The organism is Caballeronia sp. M23-90 (assembly GCF_053574605.1).
The window spans coordinates 1-17117 of record NZ_JBSIPA010000101.1; the positions used below are offsets into that span (position 1 = coordinate 1).

Annotated in this window: 17 protein-coding genes; 11 read left to right on the top strand and 6 right to left on the bottom strand. The window is 60.6% G+C overall.

The features are described from left to right. Positions 1–98: 98 nt before the first annotated feature. The 5 genes from ACRXB1_RS12855 to ACRXB1_RS12875 are packed head-to-tail and all read left to right on the top strand — an operon-like array spanning position 99 to position 5109. Complete coding sequence (locus ACRXB1_RS12855) at positions 99–1094, top strand: ABC transporter ATP-binding protein (protein WP_449492222.1); 996 nt, start codon at positions 99–101, stop codon at positions 1092–1094. A 41-nt stretch (positions 1095–1135) separates the two neighbouring features. Continuing rightward, positions 1136–2713 (top strand): ABC transporter substrate-binding protein, encoded by a 1578-nt coding sequence (locus ACRXB1_RS12860; RefSeq protein ID WP_449492223.1) that lies wholly within the window; start codon positions 1136–1138, stop codon positions 2711–2713. Between the two features lie 7 nt (positions 2714–2720). After that, the gene (locus ACRXB1_RS12865) at positions 2721–4028 is read left to right on the top strand and encodes an acyl-CoA thioester hydrolase/BAAT C-terminal domain-containing protein (RefSeq protein ID WP_449492224.1); all 1308 of its coding nucleotides are present in this window, start codon (positions 2721–2723) and stop codon (positions 4026–4028) included. After that, positions 4025–4534: a CMD domain-containing protein gene (locus ACRXB1_RS12870; RefSeq protein ID WP_375507955.1), complete on the top strand. Its 510-nt coding sequence runs from the start codon at positions 4025–4027 to the stop codon at positions 4532–4534. The genes ACRXB1_RS12865 and ACRXB1_RS12870 overlap by 4 nt, the downstream gene beginning before the upstream one ends. Continuing rightward, the gene (locus ACRXB1_RS12875; RefSeq protein WP_174362384.1) at positions 4531–5109 is read left to right on the top strand and encodes a peroxidase-related enzyme; all 579 of its coding nucleotides are present in this window, start codon (positions 4531–4533) and stop codon (positions 5107–5109) included. Before ACRXB1_RS12870 ends, ACRXB1_RS12875 begins: the two co-directional genes overlap by 4 nt. A 123-nt stretch (positions 5110–5232) precedes the next feature. Here the strand turns inward: ACRXB1_RS12875 and ACRXB1_RS12880 are convergent, their stop codons facing one another. Further along, positions 5233–6285 carry an NAD(P)-dependent alcohol dehydrogenase gene (locus tag ACRXB1_RS12880; protein ID WP_174362383.1) on the bottom strand — a complete coding sequence of 351 codons (1053 nt, stop codon included), beginning with the start codon at positions 6283–6285 and terminating at the stop codon, positions 5233–5235. 102 nt (positions 6286–6387) lie between these two features. Here ACRXB1_RS12880 and ACRXB1_RS12885 point away from each other — a divergent pair, with 102 nt between their 5' ends. Then, complete coding sequence (locus ACRXB1_RS12885) at positions 6388–7284, top strand: LysR substrate-binding domain-containing protein (protein WP_174362382.1); 897 nt, start codon at positions 6388–6390, stop codon at positions 7282–7284. Here the strand turns inward: ACRXB1_RS12885 and ACRXB1_RS12890 are convergent, their stop codons facing one another. Beyond that, positions 7285–8145 carry an NmrA family NAD(P)-binding protein gene (locus tag ACRXB1_RS12890; protein WP_174362381.1) on the bottom strand — a complete coding sequence of 287 codons (861 nt, stop codon included), beginning with the start codon at positions 8143–8145 and terminating at the stop codon, positions 7285–7287. Positions 8146–8268: 123 nt separating this feature from the next. Here ACRXB1_RS12890 and ACRXB1_RS12895 point away from each other — a divergent pair, with 123 nt between their 5' ends. Then, positions 8269–9177 (top strand): LysR family transcriptional regulator, encoded by a 909-nt coding sequence (locus ACRXB1_RS12895; RefSeq protein WP_174362380.1) that lies wholly within the window; start codon positions 8269–8271, stop codon positions 9175–9177. A 72-nt stretch (positions 9178–9249) separates the two neighbouring features. Beyond that, positions 9250–10563, top strand: coding sequence for a leucine-rich repeat-containing protein kinase family protein (locus tag ACRXB1_RS12900; RefSeq protein WP_449492225.1), 1314 nt, complete (start codon positions 9250–9252; stop codon positions 10561–10563). Positions 10564–10599: 36 nt separating this feature from the next. On the opposite strand, the gene ACRXB1_RS12905 is transcribed toward ACRXB1_RS12900, so the two are convergent. From ACRXB1_RS12905 to ACRXB1_RS12915, 3 genes are read right to left on the bottom strand one after another with little or no spacing between them, the layout of a single operon-like run. Beyond that, positions 10600–10980 (bottom strand): DUF1090 domain-containing protein, encoded by a 381-nt coding sequence (locus ACRXB1_RS12905; protein WP_075360163.1) that lies wholly within the window; start codon positions 10978–10980, stop codon positions 10600–10602. Positions 10981–11022: 42 nt separating this feature from the next. Then, positions 11023–11649 carry a cysteine hydrolase family protein gene (locus ACRXB1_RS12910; protein ID WP_449492226.1) on the bottom strand — a complete coding sequence of 209 codons (627 nt, stop codon included), beginning with the start codon at positions 11647–11649 and terminating at the stop codon, positions 11023–11025. Positions 11650–11685: 36 nt separating this feature from the next. Then, complete coding sequence (locus tag ACRXB1_RS12915) at positions 11686–12603, bottom strand: LysR family transcriptional regulator (RefSeq protein ID WP_449492227.1); 918 nt, start codon at positions 12601–12603, stop codon at positions 11686–11688. A 114-nt stretch (positions 12604–12717) separates the two neighbouring features. Here ACRXB1_RS12915 and ACRXB1_RS12920 point away from each other — a divergent pair, with 114 nt between their 5' ends. The 3 genes from ACRXB1_RS12920 (at position 12718) to ACRXB1_RS12930 (ending at position 16383) form a co-directional block, all read left to right on the top strand. Continuing rightward, a complete protein-coding gene (locus ACRXB1_RS12920) occupies positions 12718–13374 on the top strand; it encodes a glutathione S-transferase family protein (protein WP_062001113.1) in 657 nt (218 codons plus the stop codon). A gap of 34 nt (positions 13375–13408) precedes the next feature. Then, a complete protein-coding gene (locus ACRXB1_RS12925) occupies positions 13409–15439 on the top strand; it encodes a 2Fe-2S iron-sulfur cluster-binding protein (protein ID WP_449492228.1) in 2031 nt (676 codons plus the stop codon). Between the two features lie 134 nt (positions 15440–15573). Next, on the top strand, positions 15574–16383 hold the full coding sequence (locus tag ACRXB1_RS12930) for a class II aldolase/adducin family protein (RefSeq protein ID WP_449492229.1): 810 nt from the start codon (positions 15574–15576) through the stop codon (positions 16381–16383). A gap of 52 nt (positions 16384–16435) precedes the next feature. Here ACRXB1_RS12930 and ACRXB1_RS12935 read toward each other — a convergent pair. Further along, positions 16436–17117 (bottom strand): ABC transporter substrate-binding protein (locus tag ACRXB1_RS12935; protein ID WP_449492230.1); only part of this gene is annotated, 682 nt, incomplete at its 5' end.

A 17117-nucleotide genomic window follows, 5' to 3' on the forward strand; every position in this document is an offset into this window, starting at 1 on the left:
TGCCCGTCGCCTGCTGCGAAGGCCGCTGAACATGGCACGCATCTCGTGCGCTGCTTCCACCCGGGCCGTCATGCCGACGTGCCCACGGAGACAACAGCATGAGCCTCATCGAGCTGCGCGGTGTCAGCCAGCGCTTTGGCGAACGCGACGACAACGCTGCAGCGCGCTGGCTGCGTGAACGCAAACTCCTCGCGCCGCATGCAATCACGCGTGCAGTCGATCACGTCGATCTCGCAATACAGCCCGGCGAAGTAGTCGGTCTTGTCGGCGAATCGGGCTGCGGAAAATCGACGCTCGGCCGGATCGTCTCGGGCCTCATCGCGCCGACGGAAGGCGATGTGATGGTCGACGGCCACGACCGCGAATCCATGTCACCCGACGCATTGCGTGCCGCCAGGCTTGCGATCCAGATGATTTTCCAGGACCCGTATTCGAGCCTGAATCCGAGGCGGCGGGTGCGCGATATCGTCGGTGAAGCACCGCTGATTCACGGCATGGTCCAACGCGCCGATCTCGACGCATACGTGGCTGCGCAACTGAAAAGCGCGGGGCTCGATCCGTCACTGGCAGACAGATACCCGCATGAATTCAGCGGCGGTCAGCGGCAGCGCATTGGTATCGCGCGGGCGCTTGCAGTCAATCCGTCGATGCTCGTCTGCGACGAAGCCGTAGCCGCGCTGGATGTATCCATACAAGCGCAGATCCTGAATCTCTTCATGGACCTGCGCGAGCAGTTGAACCTCACGTATCTGTTCATCAGCCACGATCTTGGTGTGGTCGAGCAACTATCCGATCGCGTGGTGATCATGTATCTCGGTCGCGTGGTGGAAAGCGCGCCTGTTGAAGAGATATTCCGGCGTCCGAACCATCCGTACACGCAAACCTTGCTTGCGGAAATTCCTCGTATCGATGCGCGAAAGAAGCACTTCACCGCCATTCGCGGCGAAATGCCGAGTCCGCTCGCGCCGCCATCCGGTTGCCATTTCCATCCGCGATGTCCGCACGCAATGCCGCGCTGCAAGACCGAAGTCCCGACCTTGCGCGGCATTGCCATCGAACACGTCAGCGCCTGTCACCTGAACGACGCTCAATGATTCTTCAATCCAGAACATACTTCAAGAAAAGGAATTGCATCGTGAATCGCCTGATCCTTTCCACGCTGAGCGTAACCCTCGCCGGCGCGGCGTTGTTCAGTTCGGCCACATCCGCGCAGACGCTCAATATTGCGTTCGCCGATCCGTTGTCATCGCTCGATCCGCAGTTGAACAACTACGCGGGCGACCGTTCCGTTGATCTGCACTTCTGGGACTTGCTGGTCGAAAACCACGACAACGTGCTCGCACCCGGACTCGCCACGAGCTGGAAAGCGACGGGTAACGATACCTGGGAATTCAAGCTGCGCCATGATGTGAAGTGGCAGGACGGTACGCCGTTCACCGCTGATGACGTCATCTACTCCTACCAGCGCGCGCGCAATGTGCCGGGCACCATTGCGACCTTTGCGGGTTATCTGCGCACCGTCGCGTCAGTGACCGCGCCCGATCCGTACACGCTCGTCATCAAGACGAGCACGCCGACGCCCGACCTGCCGCTGAACCTGACATCCGTGCATATCGTCAGCAAGCATGTGGGCGAGAAGTCATCGAGTGAAGACTACAACGCCGGCCGCGCGATGGTCGGATCGGGACCCTACAAGTTCGTCTCATACACGCCCGGGGACCGCGTAGTGATGAAACGCAACGACGCATACTGGGGCGCGAAGCCGCTCTGGGACACGGTGAACTATCGCTACGTCAGCAACGCGGCGGCCCGGACGGCGGCGCTGTTGTCGGGAGATGTCGACATGATCGACAAAGTCTCCGTCTCTGATTTGCCGCGCCTGAAGCAATCGCCGAAGGTTTCCGTCTACGCGTATCCGGGCCTGCGCGTCCTGCTACTTCAACCGAGTTTCCGCGAAGGACCGAGCCCCTATATCACCGATAACGCCGGCAAGCCCCTGCCGAAAAACCCGCTCCTCGATGTACGCGTGCGCCGCGCGTTGTCCCTTGCGATCAATCGTCCCGCGATCACCGACCGCATCCTGCAAGGTGCGGCGACGGTCGCGAACCAGTGGATGCCGGCGAAGACCTTTGGTTATAACCCTGATGTCAAGGACATCCCGAACGATCCGCCCCAGGCGAAGAAACTGCTTGCCGAAGCGGGTTTCCCCGATGGTTTCCAGTTGACGCTCAGCGTGCCGAACGACCGTTATCCGCAAGCACCTGAAACGGCGCAGGCCGTCGCGCAATTCTGGACGCGCATTGGCGTGAAGACGAAGGTCGAGGTCATGCCATGGGCGGTTTACGCAAGCCGGGCGAATAAAAACGAGTTCGCGATGAGCATGATCGCGTGGGGTAACGGCACGGGCGAAGCGAGCTACGCGCTCGTCAACATCCTCGGCACCGTCGATGCAAAGAAGGGCATTGGTTCATCGAACTGGGGCCGCTATAGCAGTCCCGCCGTCGATCACGCGCTCGATGCCGCGACCGCCGAGTTCGACGCCGCCAAGCGCGAAGCGATCCTGCGCGGATCGGTGAAGGTGGTGAGTGACGACGTGGGCATCATTCCGCTTTTCCATTATCAAAACATCTGGGCCGCGAAGAAGGGGCTGAAGGTGACCCCGGCCGTCAGCGACCGGACGACCGCGATGATGGTCACGCGCATCGGCAATTGAGGCCGGCATGACATACATCACGATCACTCCGGCCGATGACCTGATCGACGTACCGCGCCGCATCCTGGTTGGCGGTTCGCAAGCGGACACGTTGACCGAGTTGCGCACGCACACTGCGCGCGGCGATGGCGTGATCTGGACGAGCCGCGCGGTATATCGCGCGGACGCGGATGGCGTTATCGACCTTTCGCGCGATGCACCTGTTGAAGGCGATTACAGCGATGTATCGCCGATGGGACTGATCTGGTCGCAAACGCCTGTTGAAACCGGCAAGCGCGAGGTGTTCCCGGCGGATGCAGGCGACGCGCTGACCACGCGCGTCGAAGTTTTCGACGCCGATGGAAAGTGCCTGGACGAAGCCGTGTTGACACAACGCCTGATGGCACCGGGCGTTCAACGACGCGAGATGCGCGAGGACGGTTGCGTTGGGACTCTGTTCGTTCCAGCAACGCCGGGACCGCATCCGGTCGTGCTCGTGCTGAATGGCTCGGGCGGCGGCGTCAATGAGCCGCGCGGTGCGCTGTATGCATCGCGTGGATATGCCGCCCTTGCGCTTGGCTACTTCAAGACGCCGGGACTGTCCGATTACATCTCGAACACGCCGCTCGAATATTTCCGCCGCGCGCTCGACTGGATCAGCCGCGAGTTGCAGCCCGCGCATGGCTTCATTGCAGTCAGCGGACAATCGCGCGGCGGCGAACTTGCGTTGTTGCTCGGTGCGACTTATCCAGACCGGATCAAGGCGGTGATCGGTTATGTGCCTGGCGCAGTGGTCCACAGCGCGCAAAACGCCGCGGATCCCGCAACGGGCCGCGAAGGCCCGGCGTGGTTGATCGATGGCAAGCCGCTGCCGCATCTATGGGAAAACAATCGCACGGCAAGCTGGAAGCCTTTCGATGACGGACCGCCGCCGCACCGCCATGAACGCGCCATTCGCACCGCCTTGCGCGATCAGGAGGCGGTGGAACGCGCGCGGATTCGCGTGGAACAGATCGATGGACCCGTGCTTCTGCTTTCCGCCGCTGACGACGGATCATGGCCATCGTCCGACTATTCGCGCATGGTCGTCGACACGCTGGAGCAGCAGAAGCATGCGTACCCGGTCAACCATCTCGACTTCGATGAAGCCGGCCACGCCATCGTGTTCCCTTACGTACCGACCACCCAACTCGTGTATGCGCATCCCGTGTCGGGACGCATCAGCACGGGCGGTGGCCGGCCCGCAGCAAACGCGCACGCCGATGAAGCATCGTGGCGCGCGGTCCTGAATTTCCTCAACGCTGCTACAAGCACTCTCTCAAAGGACCAAGCATGACAGATACGGATATTGTCGACCGGATTGCGGGTCTCACGCCGGGCACGCCGACCCATGCCATAAGGCACAAACGCGAGAAAGTTGCCGATGCCACCCAGCGCAGCTACGAAGCGCTGTTCGATCCGGCGCTGCCGGATCTACTGCTGAGTGATCGCTTGTTCGTGGCGTTGTACGCGTGCACGTTATCGAATGCTTCGGCACTGGGCGCGCATTACGCGGAACGGCTTGCATCGATCGATGCGGACCGCGCCTTGATCAACCAGATCGCGCAGGGTTCCATCGTCACACAAGAACCGCGGCTGCATGCAATGCTGGTCTTCACGCGCACGCTGATCGAATCGCCCATCGAGGGCGACAAGGCCGCGCTCGAACGCCTTCCCGCTGCGGGCATCCCGACGCCGGCCGTGGTCGCGCTCGCGCAACTGATCGCGTTCCTCTCCTATCAAATTCGCCTGACTGCCGGATTGCGCGCGCTGCAGGCGCTGAATGCCACGGAGGCCGCATGACCCGTCTGATCGAAGCACATGGCTTTACCAATCGCGTGCTCGGATGGGACGCGTGGCTGGACGTCGTGCAACTCGCCGATGCATCGGCCGAACAAATTGCCGTGCTCGAAGAAAGCCATCCGAAGGCGAAGGAGTCCGACTACTACCTGTTCCTCGTGCATCAGCCTGAGATTTTGCGGCAGCGTTCGGCCGCGTTCAACGCGATCATGTACGCGCCCGGCGGATTGCCGCGCGCTGAACGCGAACTGGCGTCGACGGTGGTATCGCGCATCAATGGCTGCGTGTATTGCGCTTCGGTGCATGCGCAGCGGTTCGAGCAATTGGCCAAACGCGATGATGTGATCGAGCAGGTGTTCAACGATCCTGTCACCGCAGGGACCACGCCGCGCGAGAAGGCGATCGTGCTGGCATCGATCGATTTGACGCTCAGGCCGGGCGAGGTCGAGCCGGCTCAGTTGAAGGCGCTGCGCGACGTTGGCCTGAACGACGATGAGATCTTCGACCTGATTCATTCCATCGCCATTTTTGCATGGGCGAACCGGTTGATGTTGAATCTGGGGGAACCGGTGGGATAAGGCGGAATGGGGTCTGGGCGGGCGCATTAAGGGCAGAGCTATCACGCGCAACGAAAAAAACAAAGGCCACGCGTGTGCGTGGCCTTTGCATGCGTGCCTACGGTCGTCTGTTCATGCTTATATTCAAGCGTCCGCGAGCGAAGCCATATCGATCACGAATCTATACTTCACGTCGTTCTTCAACAAGCGCTCATACGCTTCGTTGACGCTCTGGATCTGCACGACTTCCACGTCGCTGACAATGCCGTGCTCGGCGCAGAAATCCATCATCTCCTGCGTCTCAGCCAAGCCTCCAATTGCCGAGCCCGCCACCGACTTGCGCCCGATAATGACACTCACGCCCGCAAGCGGCTCCGTGTCGGTCAATACGCCGACCAACGCCATGGTCCGGTCGCGCTTGAGCAGCGCCATGTAGGGGTTGAGGTCGTGCCCAACCGGAATGGTGTCGAGCAGGAAATCGAAGCTGCCGGCATGCGCAGCCAACTGGGCGGCATCGGTCGAGATCAGCACTTCGTCAGCGCCAAGACGCGCCGCGTCCTGACCTTTACCCGGTGAAGTCGTAATCATGACCACGTGCGCACCGAGCGCCTTCGCAAACTTGACGCCCATATGTCCGAGTCCGCCAAGTCCGATCACGCCAACTTTCTGACCCGGCCCCACCTTCCAGTGACGCAGCGGCGAATAAGTCGTGATCCCCGCGCACAATAACGGCGCGACCGCTTTCAAGTCGAGGTTCGCAGCCACCTTCACCACGAAACGCTCTTCCACCACGATCTGATCGGAATAACCGCCGAAGGTCAGTTGTTCGCTGCCGCGTTCCTTCCCGTTATAAGTCGGTGTGGGGCCTTCCTCGCAATACTGTTCGAGGTTCTCGCGGCACGCCGAACATTGCCGGCATGAATCGACTAGGCACCCCACCCCCGCGTAATCGCCGACCTTGAACTTCTGGACATCGCTGCCGACCTCGACCACGCGTCCCACGATTTCGTGTCCCGGCACCATCGGATATAACGAGTTGCTCCAGTCGTTGCGCGCCTGATGCAGGTCCGAATGACAAATACCGGCATACAGGATTTCTATGCGAACGTCGTTCGGCCCCGTATCGCGGCGCGTAAAACTGAAAGGAACGAGCGGCGTGGTGGCGCTATGAACGGCATATCCTCGGGCTTGAAACATGGTGTCCTTATGTGGCTTTGTTGAACGTACATGCACAATAGGCACTCAGCTTGTGGTGCGCAAGCTTGAGTTTCCGCATGAATCATTGAATAATCCTGCACAATGCTTACCGATAACCTCTCGCACTTGTCCGCGTTCGCTGCCGTCGCGCGCCACGGCAGCTTCCGCAAGGCCGGCGCCGAACTGGGGCTGTCCACGTCGGCGATCAGCTACGCCATTCGCGGACTGGAAGAAAGACTGGGCGTGAACCTGATCAACCGCACCACGCGCAGCGTCGCGCTGACCGACGCCGGTCAGCGTCTGCTGGAACGTCTTCAACCGGTGCTGCACGATCTCGGCGACGCCTTGGAGGAGATGAACAACTTCCGCGCGACGCCGACCGGCACGCTGCGCCTCAACATGTCGCACGTGGCGGCGCGGCTGGTGGTCGCGCCGCTCATGGCGCGCTTTCTGACGGCTTATCCGGACATTGCCCTGGAGATTGTTGAAGATGACAGCCTCGCCGATATCGTCGGCCTCGGTTTCGACGCCGGCATCCGTTTTCAGGAGTCCATCCCCGAAGACATGGTCGCGGTCCCGATCGGCCCGGCGCAGCGCGGTCTTGCGATTGCAACGCCGGATTACCTGGAAGGACGCCCGCCGCTGCATCATCCGAACGATCTGCTCGGCCACAATTGCATCCGTCACCGGTTTCCAAGCGGCAGGCTTTATAAGTGGGAATTCGAAAAGGACGGCACGCGGCTGGAGATCGATGTCAAAGGCCGCGTGACGGTAAGCACGCTCGAGCGGACATTGCAGGCCGCGCTGGATGGCATCGGCATCGGGTTCTCCATGGAAGCGATCGTTGGCGATCTCATCGATCAAGGCCGTCTGGTTGCCGTGCTGGAGGACTGGTGCCCGTATTACCCGGGCTTCATGTTGTATTACCCGCGCCAGCGAAGGACGTCGCCGGCGCTGCGTGCTTTCATCGATATGGCGAGGGAAACCACTTCCAGTTGATCATCCCGCCGCAGCTTGCACAAGCTCGCGCAAGACCGTTTCCAGCTTCACTTCGCCTTTGATCGGGGCGCCTTCGAACTCGATCCAGCCTTCGTTGAAGCCATCGAGCATCTGGATGCGCGGCATCGGATCGTTCATGCCCTGCGACCTGAAAAGCGCGCCCCATGTTTCGCGCAGCACGGCTTCAGCACGGACATCGCGTCCGAAGATTTTTGCAAATGCTGCGGCAATGTCGTTCGGACTCACGCGATGCGGCCCTTCCAGCTCCACGACCCGCGTTCCCGTCCAGTCCTGTTGCAGCAGCTCCGCGGCCACGCGTCCCACGTCCGCTGTGGCAATCATTGCCACGGGTTTATCGAGCGGCTGCAAGAAGCTTCGCACGATGCCTTCATCGCGCGCAGACGCTACGTCCCACGCCGAGTTTTCCATGAACCAGCCGGGCCTGAGGAACGTCACAGGCATGGAAAGCTGGCTCAACGCGTGTTCCATCAACGAGCGCTGCGTGAGCAGATTCGACTGGCTCGCCTGCGCGCCGATAGTCGAAAGACACACCACCTTGCGCGGTCTCGCGGCTTCCAGCGCAGCCTTGACGGCATCGATCACGACACGCGCCTCGGGAAAGCCCGGCGACGGATCGAAGTTCGACGGCGGCAGAATGAATACGCCGTCCGCGCCTCTGAACGCCGCCGTCAACGCGGCCACGTCTTCCATGTCGGCGAGCGCGCTTTCGCATCCTTGCGATGCCCAGTGCTGCGCTTTGCCCGGGTCGCGCACGATTGCGCGAACCGGAAGACCCTTCGATAACAACGTCCGAGCAAGCGCGCCTCCGACCTTGCCGCTGATGCCAGTAATTGCGTACATGGTGAACTCCCTTTTGAATAGTCTGCGATTGAGTGCATCATAAGGGTGCGCGATCATTGAGGGAATCGCCCTCGTGTCACTTCATTAGTGACCTTTCAGCACGAATTAAAAACCGGATAAATCATGAGCTTCGATGGACGTACGCTTGCCAATATCAGCGTCCTTGCCGCAATTGTCGAAGGCGGAAGTTTTGCGCGCGCGGCAGACGCGCTGGGTTTATCGCCGTCCGGTGTCAGCCGCGCGGTCGGGCGACTGGAGACGAGCATAGGCGTGCGCTTGCTTGACCGGACCACACGTTCGGTGATGCTGACGGACGAAGGCCGCCGGCTTTACGAAGAGATAGGACCGCTGCTTGCGGGCATTGGCGACGCCGTCACCATGACCGCTGGCGCGTCCGCCGCCGTGCAGGGGCGCTTGCGTGTGAACGTGGATGCGTATTTTTCGCGACGCATGCTTGCGGTGCATCTCGCCGGATTCCTTGAGCGCTATCCCGAACTGTCGCTTGAACTGGTTACACGTGACCAGCTCGGCGACCTGGTTGCCGACGGATTCGATATTGCCGTTCGCTTCGGACAACCGCCATCGTCGTCACTGGTTGCCCGCAAGTTGCTGGAGACACGCACCGTGACCGTTGCTGCGCCGTCATACATCAGGAAGCATGGCCGGCCGGAAACGCCCGCTGACTTGATCGATCACGCGTGCATCCAGATGCGCAATTCGCTGACGGGCGAACCGATGGAATGGGAATACAAATCGGGCCGGAAGACTGTTCCGGCGAAGACATCGGGACGTCTGCTTTTGAACGACGCCGGCACGCTGCTCGGCGCATGCCTCGCGGGCGCGGGCATCGCGCGACTGAAGGCGAGTGGCGTGCAGGATCTCATCGATAAAGGCCGGCTCGTGCAATTGCTGCCCGAATGGACCGGCGAGGCGTTTGCGCTTTACGCGCTGTATCCGTCACGGCATTTACCGGCGGCGAAGGTGCGTGCGTTTATCGACTTTGTGATCGAAATTCTTGCTGCGGATTCCTGACGCCGGTTCGCTTCAGCGTTTCCCCGTAGAATCCCGCAATACAAGAACGGCATCAACCTCGGATCTCGCATTGTGATCACCACGCTCGCACAACTACGCGCCGGACTACCGGCAGGCACGCGGCAATTGAAAATGTCGTGTGGCCTGACCGAGTTTCCGCGCGAAATCTTCAACCTCGCCGATACACTCGAATCACTCGACTTGTCCGGTAATGCGTTGTCGTCGCTTCCGGACGATCTTCCGCGGCTTGCCAAGCTGCGCATCATCTTCTGCTCGAACAACCGGTTCACCGAGTTGCCCGAAGTACTCGGCAAGTGTCAGCAGTTGAGCATGATCGGGTTCAAGGCGAACCAAATCGCCAGGGTGGCGGGTACATCGTTGCCGGCAACTCTTCGCTGGCTGATCCTCACCGACAACCACGTTGAAATGCTGCCGCCCGAGATAGGAAACTGCACGAAGCTTCAGAAGCTGATGCTGGCGGGTAATCGCTTGCGGACGCTGCCGTCCGCGCTTGCTGCTTGTTCGCGCCTCGAACTGCTGCGGCTCGCCGCGAATCAGCTGGATGAACTGCCTGCGTGGCTCACGTCCATGCCGCGCTTGTCGTGGCTCGCTTATGCGGGCAACCCGCTAAGCGAAACGCTGGAAGCGGACGCACTGATTCACACGCCGATCAACCCTGTCGAATGGAGCGACCTGACGCTTGAACATGTCCTGGGGGAAGGCGCTTCCGGCGTGATCTATCGTGCATCGTATTCCACGAACGATGGTGCTGCTCAACCGGTTGCAGTCAAATTGTTCAAGGGCGCTGTAACCAGCGATGGATTGCCTCATTGCGAAATGGCGGCATGCATCAATGCGGGTGAGCATGGGAATCTGATTTCGGTACTTGGGAAGGTACGCGCGCATCCGCAAGGCTCCGATGCGCTCGTGCTGACGCTGATCAATCCCGAGTTCCGTAGTCTCGCGGGTCCGCCAAGCCTTGATTCCTGCACTCGCGATGTGTACGCCGACGATGTCCGCTTCACGCGATGGGCCGCGTTGAACATGGCCTACGGCATTGCATCGGCTGCATGTCATTTGCATGCGAAAGGGATCATGCACGGTGACCTTTACGCACACAACATCCTGCATTGCGGTGAGAGTCCCGCCCTGCTGGGCGACTTTGGCGCTGCTTCGTTTTATTCCCCGCAAGGCCCGCACGCTCAATCGCTGCAGCGCCTGGAAGTGAGGGCTTATGGATGCCTGCTGGAAGAACTGATCGATCGATGCGACGCTGTCGACCCTTCGCTGATCGAATTGAAAAACAGATGTCTGAGCGAAAAGACCGACGACCGGCCGCTATTCGGCGAGATCGTCTCGACGTTATCAACGCTCATGAAAACTTAAGAGCGCCCGTCGAAAAGCCGGACGCTCTCTTTTTAATCAGGGACCAACTGGCTCCTGAGCCTGCTTGAGTTCTTCACGTGCCTGATCCAGCTTGCGCTGTCGCGAAGCGATCTTCTTTGATCCGTCGCCTTTGTCCTGCGCCTTTTTCAGTTCGGCTTCCCGTGAATTGACTTTGGCCTGTGCGTTCGTTATCCGGCTTTGACGCCGCTTTTCCAGTGATGCATCAGAACAGTTTTGTTTGGCCTGATCCAGCGCCGTCTGCAAACCTTTTAGTTGCGCAGTATTGTTGTGCGCCTGCGCGTATTCGATCTGCTGGTTGATCCTGTCCTGCTTCTGCTGACAGGTCTCGCTATTTGCATCCGCAAAGGCGCTTGTGGCGAGCACGCTTAAAGTGGCAGCTACAAGAAAACGTCTCATTTTTTCTCCAGGGCGAAATGGTGGATGAGCGAGAAATAAACGTTAACCGCGAGCCCGTGCTTTCTGGTTCGACGTGTAGATGTTGTCGCGCACGGGCGCAGCGCCACTTTCGAGCACGCCAATCCATTCGTCGGTTGACAGCAATGCGGCAAAGCGCGATTGCATCACGACCGTGAACACGCGATGGATCTCTTCGGCGCTTGCATAGCCCGCCCGATTTTCATAAGGCACGGAACCGGTGGCATCGACGAGAAACTCGACCGACATACCCGCGTGTACCGCGTGCTTCACCGTGGAGTCATCGCAGTTTTGCGTCATATAGCCAGCGATTACGAGCGTATCGATTTCGTGCGTCTTCAACCAGTCGCCCAGACTCGTTCCGGCGAACGCGCTCGGCAACGCTTTCTCGATCACCTGCGCGTGCGGCCGGGAACTCACCACGTCGTGCAGTGCAGCTCCGGCCGATCCACGCGCGAACAAAGGCGACGTTTCAGGCGCGATGTTCTGGATCAGGACCACGGGCACGTGATGGCGGTTAGCAGCGTCGATTGCACGGCCTATGTTTGCGAGCGATACATTGACGTCCGGGTATTCGATCAGCAGATTGCCGGAGACGTATTCGTTTTGAACATCTATGACGATCAACGCGCGACGGGGTGAGGACGGCATGGCGAAGCTCCTGTGATGTGATGACGCTGCTCCGGACTATACAACGTCAACGCCGCCCGCAAGATCAGCCTTCAACGCATCGATGAACACGCGCACCTTCGGCACCGGTTGCCGCGCCGATGGAAACACCGCATGAATCCCCGCGGGTGCCCCTGACCACTCCGGCAGCAAACGCACCAGCCGTCCCTCGGCAACATCGTCGCCAATCGAGAAGTCCGTGAGAAACGCAACGCCCCCGCCCGCGAGCGTCGCTGCACGGCACGTTGGCGATGTATCGGCGAAGAAGCCCGCGCTGAAGCGGACAGTACGCCGGGCGCCTCGCCTGCTTTCAATCGATACCACCAATGGTTTTACCAACGCGGACATGGCCACGAACGGCAGCTTCGCCAGCGCTTCCGGTTTAGTCGGCTTCCCCCATGTACTGATGAACTCGGGACTCGCGACCAGCCACTTCACGAAACCGCCGATTTTCACCGCGCGATAACTCGAGTCCGCTAACCTTCCGAGGCGAATGGCGACATCGACGCTTTCTGCAACCAGATCCACCATCCTGTCCGCAGACACCAGCTCGACCTTCAACTCCGGATGCGTCCGGCGCAAGCCAACGAGCATGGGCGCGATAACGTTCGTCCCGTAGTCGATCGGCGTTGCCACGCGCAGCGTGCCGCGCAATTCGCCGGAGCCTTGCGCGAGCGCCGAAATCGCGTCTTCCGCTGTGCTCAGGATCTGCCGGCTCGCTGCGTAAAACGCCTGGCCGGCCTCCGTGACGCTCACGCGTCGCGTGGTTCGCACGAGCAGGCTGGCGCCCACTTCCGCCTCGAGCCGCTGCATGTGCGTGCTGACCATGGTTTTCGCAATTCCAAGGCGGTCGGCCGCGGCGGTCAGCGAGCCAGCTTCGACCACCGCCGCGAACACCACCAGCCGATTGAGGTTCACACCGCTCAGGTCGGTCATTCGATTGTCCACTATAAAAGGATTGTGTTACCACGATTATCCGTCTTCTCGCATCGCGCGTGGCGGCCTATTCTACGAACACTCACTCATCAATCAATTCGCCAGGATCCGACCATGCCTTCTGCCATCAAAACCAAACCAGATCAGCCGATCCGCTTGCACACGACGTTGTTGTCCGGACACGGGCATCGCGTGAAGCTTTTCCTCACCTTGCTCGACCTGCCGTTCACGACGATCGAACTGAACATGAAAGCGGGTGACAACCGCAAGCCCGCCCATCTGGCGCTCAATCCGTTCGGCGAAGTGCCGGTGATCGAGGACGGCGACATTGTTCTGACAGATTCGAATGCGATCCTCGTCTATCTCGCGCAAAAGTACGGCGATGCATCGTGGCTGCCTGAAGATCCCGTCGGTGCCGCAGCCGTTCAGCGCTGGTTGTCGCTCGCTGCGGGCAAGATCGCGTATGGACCCTGTGCCGCGCGTCTCGTCACCGTGTTCGGCGCACCGCGCGATCACGCGGGGGCGATGCGCATTGCAGAAGATCTCTTCGCGATCATCGAGCCCGAGTTTGGTGACAAGCCGTTCGCCGTGGGGCAAACACCGACCATCGCGGATATTGCGGCTTACTCGTACATCGCTCATGCGCCCGAAGGCGGCATTTCGCTCGATCCATATCCCAATCTGCGCGCGTGGTTGAAGCGCGTCGAAGCGCTGCCGCGCTTCCTGCGTATGCCTGCCTCGAAGGCCGGCTTGCTTGCCGAGTCCGACTGATTGCTCCGTACCATCCACCAACTGGTGAACGCCCATGTCCGATACCCTTGTCGCCGCTCCGCCTGCAGGCTGGAGCGCTGTTGAATCGCCCTTTCACGCCGGCGAACTGGCGGCACAGGAACTAGCGGGGGTACGTGAGCGCATGGACGTCAATGCGCGTCGTGGAATTCGTGACTACATGCCCGAGCAGCATCGGCGATTCTTTGCAGAGCAGCCATTCATGGTGCTGGGCGGCATCGATGCTGCGGGACAACCGTGGGCAACATTGCGTATCGGTGAACCGGGCTTTGTGTCCACGCCCGATGAACGCACGTTGCGGATCGCGGGCCACAGCCTGAAAGGCGACCCTCTCGCAAGCGCGTGGAAAGCGGGCGCATTGCTGGGTGGCCTCGGCATTCAGCCCGCCACGCGCAGGCGTAATCGCGTGAATGGCGTGGTCACGTCCGTCGACGAAAATGCGATCACCGTGGCCGTCAGTCAGAGCTATGGCAACTGTGCAAAATACATTCAAAGCCGCACGCCGACGCCCATTGATTTCGGCAAGCAGGCGCGTGACGACGAGGCGCCTGTCATCACGGATCATCTGAGCGACGCCGATCGCGAACTGATTGCCAACGCGGACACGTTTTTTATCGCGAGCGCGAATACATCGGACGATGCGGGTATCGGCCGTGGCGCGGACGTGTCGCATCGGGGCGGCAAGCCGGGGTTCATTCGTATCGACAGCAAGCACGCGCTCACCACCCCCGACTTCAGCGGCAACCTGTTCTTCAACACCATCGGTAATCTGATGCGTGATCCGCGCGCGGGTTTGCTCGTGATCGACTTCGTCAGCGGCGACCTGCTGTATCTGGCCGTGGATGCAGAAGTGATCTGGGAAGGTAAGGATCTCGAATCATTCGAGGGCGCGGAGCGCCTCATCCGCTGGCGGGTGCGTGAAGTGCGGCGCACGCGCAGCGCTTTGCCGTTGCGTTGGTCGGGCGTGCAATACGCGCCGCAACTGGCGAAGACAGGGAGCTGGACGAAAGCACCGAGCGCGTGGCGCACGCTGAACGTCGCCGAGGTTCGCGACGAAGCGCCCGGCATCAAGTCGTTTTATTTCGAGCCCACCGATGACGAGCCGCTCGCGTCTTTTGCGCCTGGCCAGTTTCTGCCGATCCGGCTGAACATTCCCGGGCTCGCGGCGCCGCTGATCCGAACCTATACGCTTTCCGATGCGCATGACGGCAAGCGTTATAGGATCACGGTGAAGCGTGAAGGTGTGGCATCGACGTGGTTGCACGAGCATGTCGATGCGGGCAGCGTGATGGAAACGAAGACGCCGGGTGGCGCGTTCGTGCTCGATCGAACGAGCTCGCGTCCGATCGTGTTTGTATCGGCGGGAATTGGCATCACACCGATGATCGCGATGCTCAACAGCGTGCTTTCGAACAACGACCGTACCCAGCCCGAGCATGTGTATTTCATCCACGGCGCGCGCCGGGCAATCGATCGCCCCTTCGCTGACGAACTTGATGCCGCAGCGCAGGCGTTTCCGCAGCTCTCGATTCATCTTCGCGATGCGCAGCGCGTGGATATCGACTATCTCAGGAGTGTGCTGCCATTCGGCGACTACGACTTCTACCTCTGCGGTCCGGCTGCTTTCATGCAAGACCTGTACACCGGCTTGCGCGCGCTGAACGTGGCCGACGACCGGATCCGTTTCGAAGCGTTCGGACCCGCGAGCGTCAAGCGAACTGAAAGGTCCGCAGCAGTTGCACCTATTGTCCCGGTCCGTGATCCTGAGCTTATGTCGAAGGTCATTTTCATGCGATCGCAAAAGACCGCGCAATGGTCTCCCGAAGATGGAAGCCTGCTCGACTTCGCCGAAGCAAACGGCGTGGCGGTGGCATCGAATTGCAGATCGGGCGTATGCGGCACATGTTCCACGCGCCTGCTTTCCGGCGATGTGGCGTATCCCGTGCCCTGCGAGGGAGAGGTCGAACCGGGACACGCACTGATCTGCAGTGCGATTCCCGCGAAAACAGATCAGGGCGAAAACTCGGTCGTGGTGCTGGACGCCTAGGGCACCCCTCAATCATGCACATTCGATATGGTTATCTGCATTTGATATTTAACCCTCGAATGCGCGAATGTTAGCCTTTGGAGCAATCCACCGGGTAGCCGACTCCCGGCTCGACCGCCAAAGGAAATTCAATAATGAGCACCCTCCGCGCCACACCCGAACTCGCGCTCCACGCATCGCCCGTCCGCAAATTCTGGTTCGATGAAGTCCCGCCGCCCGTATCGCTCGCGGCTGAACGTCGCCACCGGCTCGAACGTCTTGCAGGCGCATTCCGCCTGTTCGCCCGATACGGATTCGACCAGGGTCTCGCCGGCCACATCACCGCCCGCGACCCCGAATGGACCGATCACTTCTGGGTCAATCCGCTTGGCCGGCACTTTTCACGCATGCGCGTTTCCGACTTGCTGCTCGTGAACAGCGAAGGCGAGATCGTCGTTGGCAAGGGGCCCGTCAATCAGGCCGCCTTTGCCATTCATGCGGCAATTCATGAAGCGCGCCCGGATATCGTTGCAGCGGCCCACACGCATTCGCTCTACGGCAAGGCTTGGTCGACGCTTGGCCGCAAGCTCGATCCGCTGACACAGGACTCGTGCTCGTTCTATCAGGATCACGAACTATTCGATGATTTCCAGGGCGTCGTGCTCGACACCAGGGAAGGCGCCCGCATTGCCGATGCACTCGGCACGAGCAAAGCGGTGATCCTGAAGAACCACGGCATCCTGACTGCCGGTCCGACCGTGGAAGCTGCAGCATGGTGGTATCTCGCGCTCGATAACGCGTGCCACACACAATTGCTCGCAGAGGCGGCCGGCACGCCGCAACCCATTCCGCACGATGTCGCCGCGTTGACGCACGAGCGCGTGGGACGCCCCGGCGGTGCTTTGTTCTCGTTCCAGAGCTTGTATGAAGGGCTGGTTGAAGCGGAACCCGACTTGTTGGATTGAACAAAACACCGCGTGGATGGCCGACCCTCTCGCCTCCACGCGCTTGCCTGCCTCAAGCTTTTGCAATCTGCGTATCGGCGATTGTCCGCACATCGATCCGCCTCGGCAGGATCGCATCGCGAAACGCGCTGTCCGCCACTTTCTGCAACGCCGCGATATCGTTGTCCGCAACGAACCGCTGCTTCAGCGCGGATCGTGCAGTAATCGTCCTGGCTGCATCGAGCGGAAGACGGGTCAGCGATGCATACACCCGCGCGTATTCGTCCGGATTGGCAATCGCCCAATCGCCCGCGCGCTGGAACCGCTGCAGCACATCGGCTATTGCAAGCCGCTTCAAAGGATTCGCTGCGGCCTCGCCCGACGCCGTGATAAACCCCAAGCCACTATTGATGCCCGTGCCGTCGCGCAGTACGCGCGCACCATGCTGCACGGCTGTGCCGAAGTACGGATCGAAGGTCGCCCATACGTCAATGCTCCCCGATGCAAACGCGGTGAACGCATCGACCGGCAACACGAATCTCACCGATACATCGTTGCGCGTGAGCCCCGCCTCGGCGAGCGCGCCGTAAAGCTGGAACTGCGAAATGCTGCCGCGCGCCGACGATACGAACACCGTGCGGCCCTTGAGATCCGCGACGCTGCGCAGCTTCGAATTTGCCGGCACGAGAATGCCGAGTTGCGATCCGGAACCGACGCGCGTCGCGACGATCTTGAGCGTCGGATCGCCCACGGCA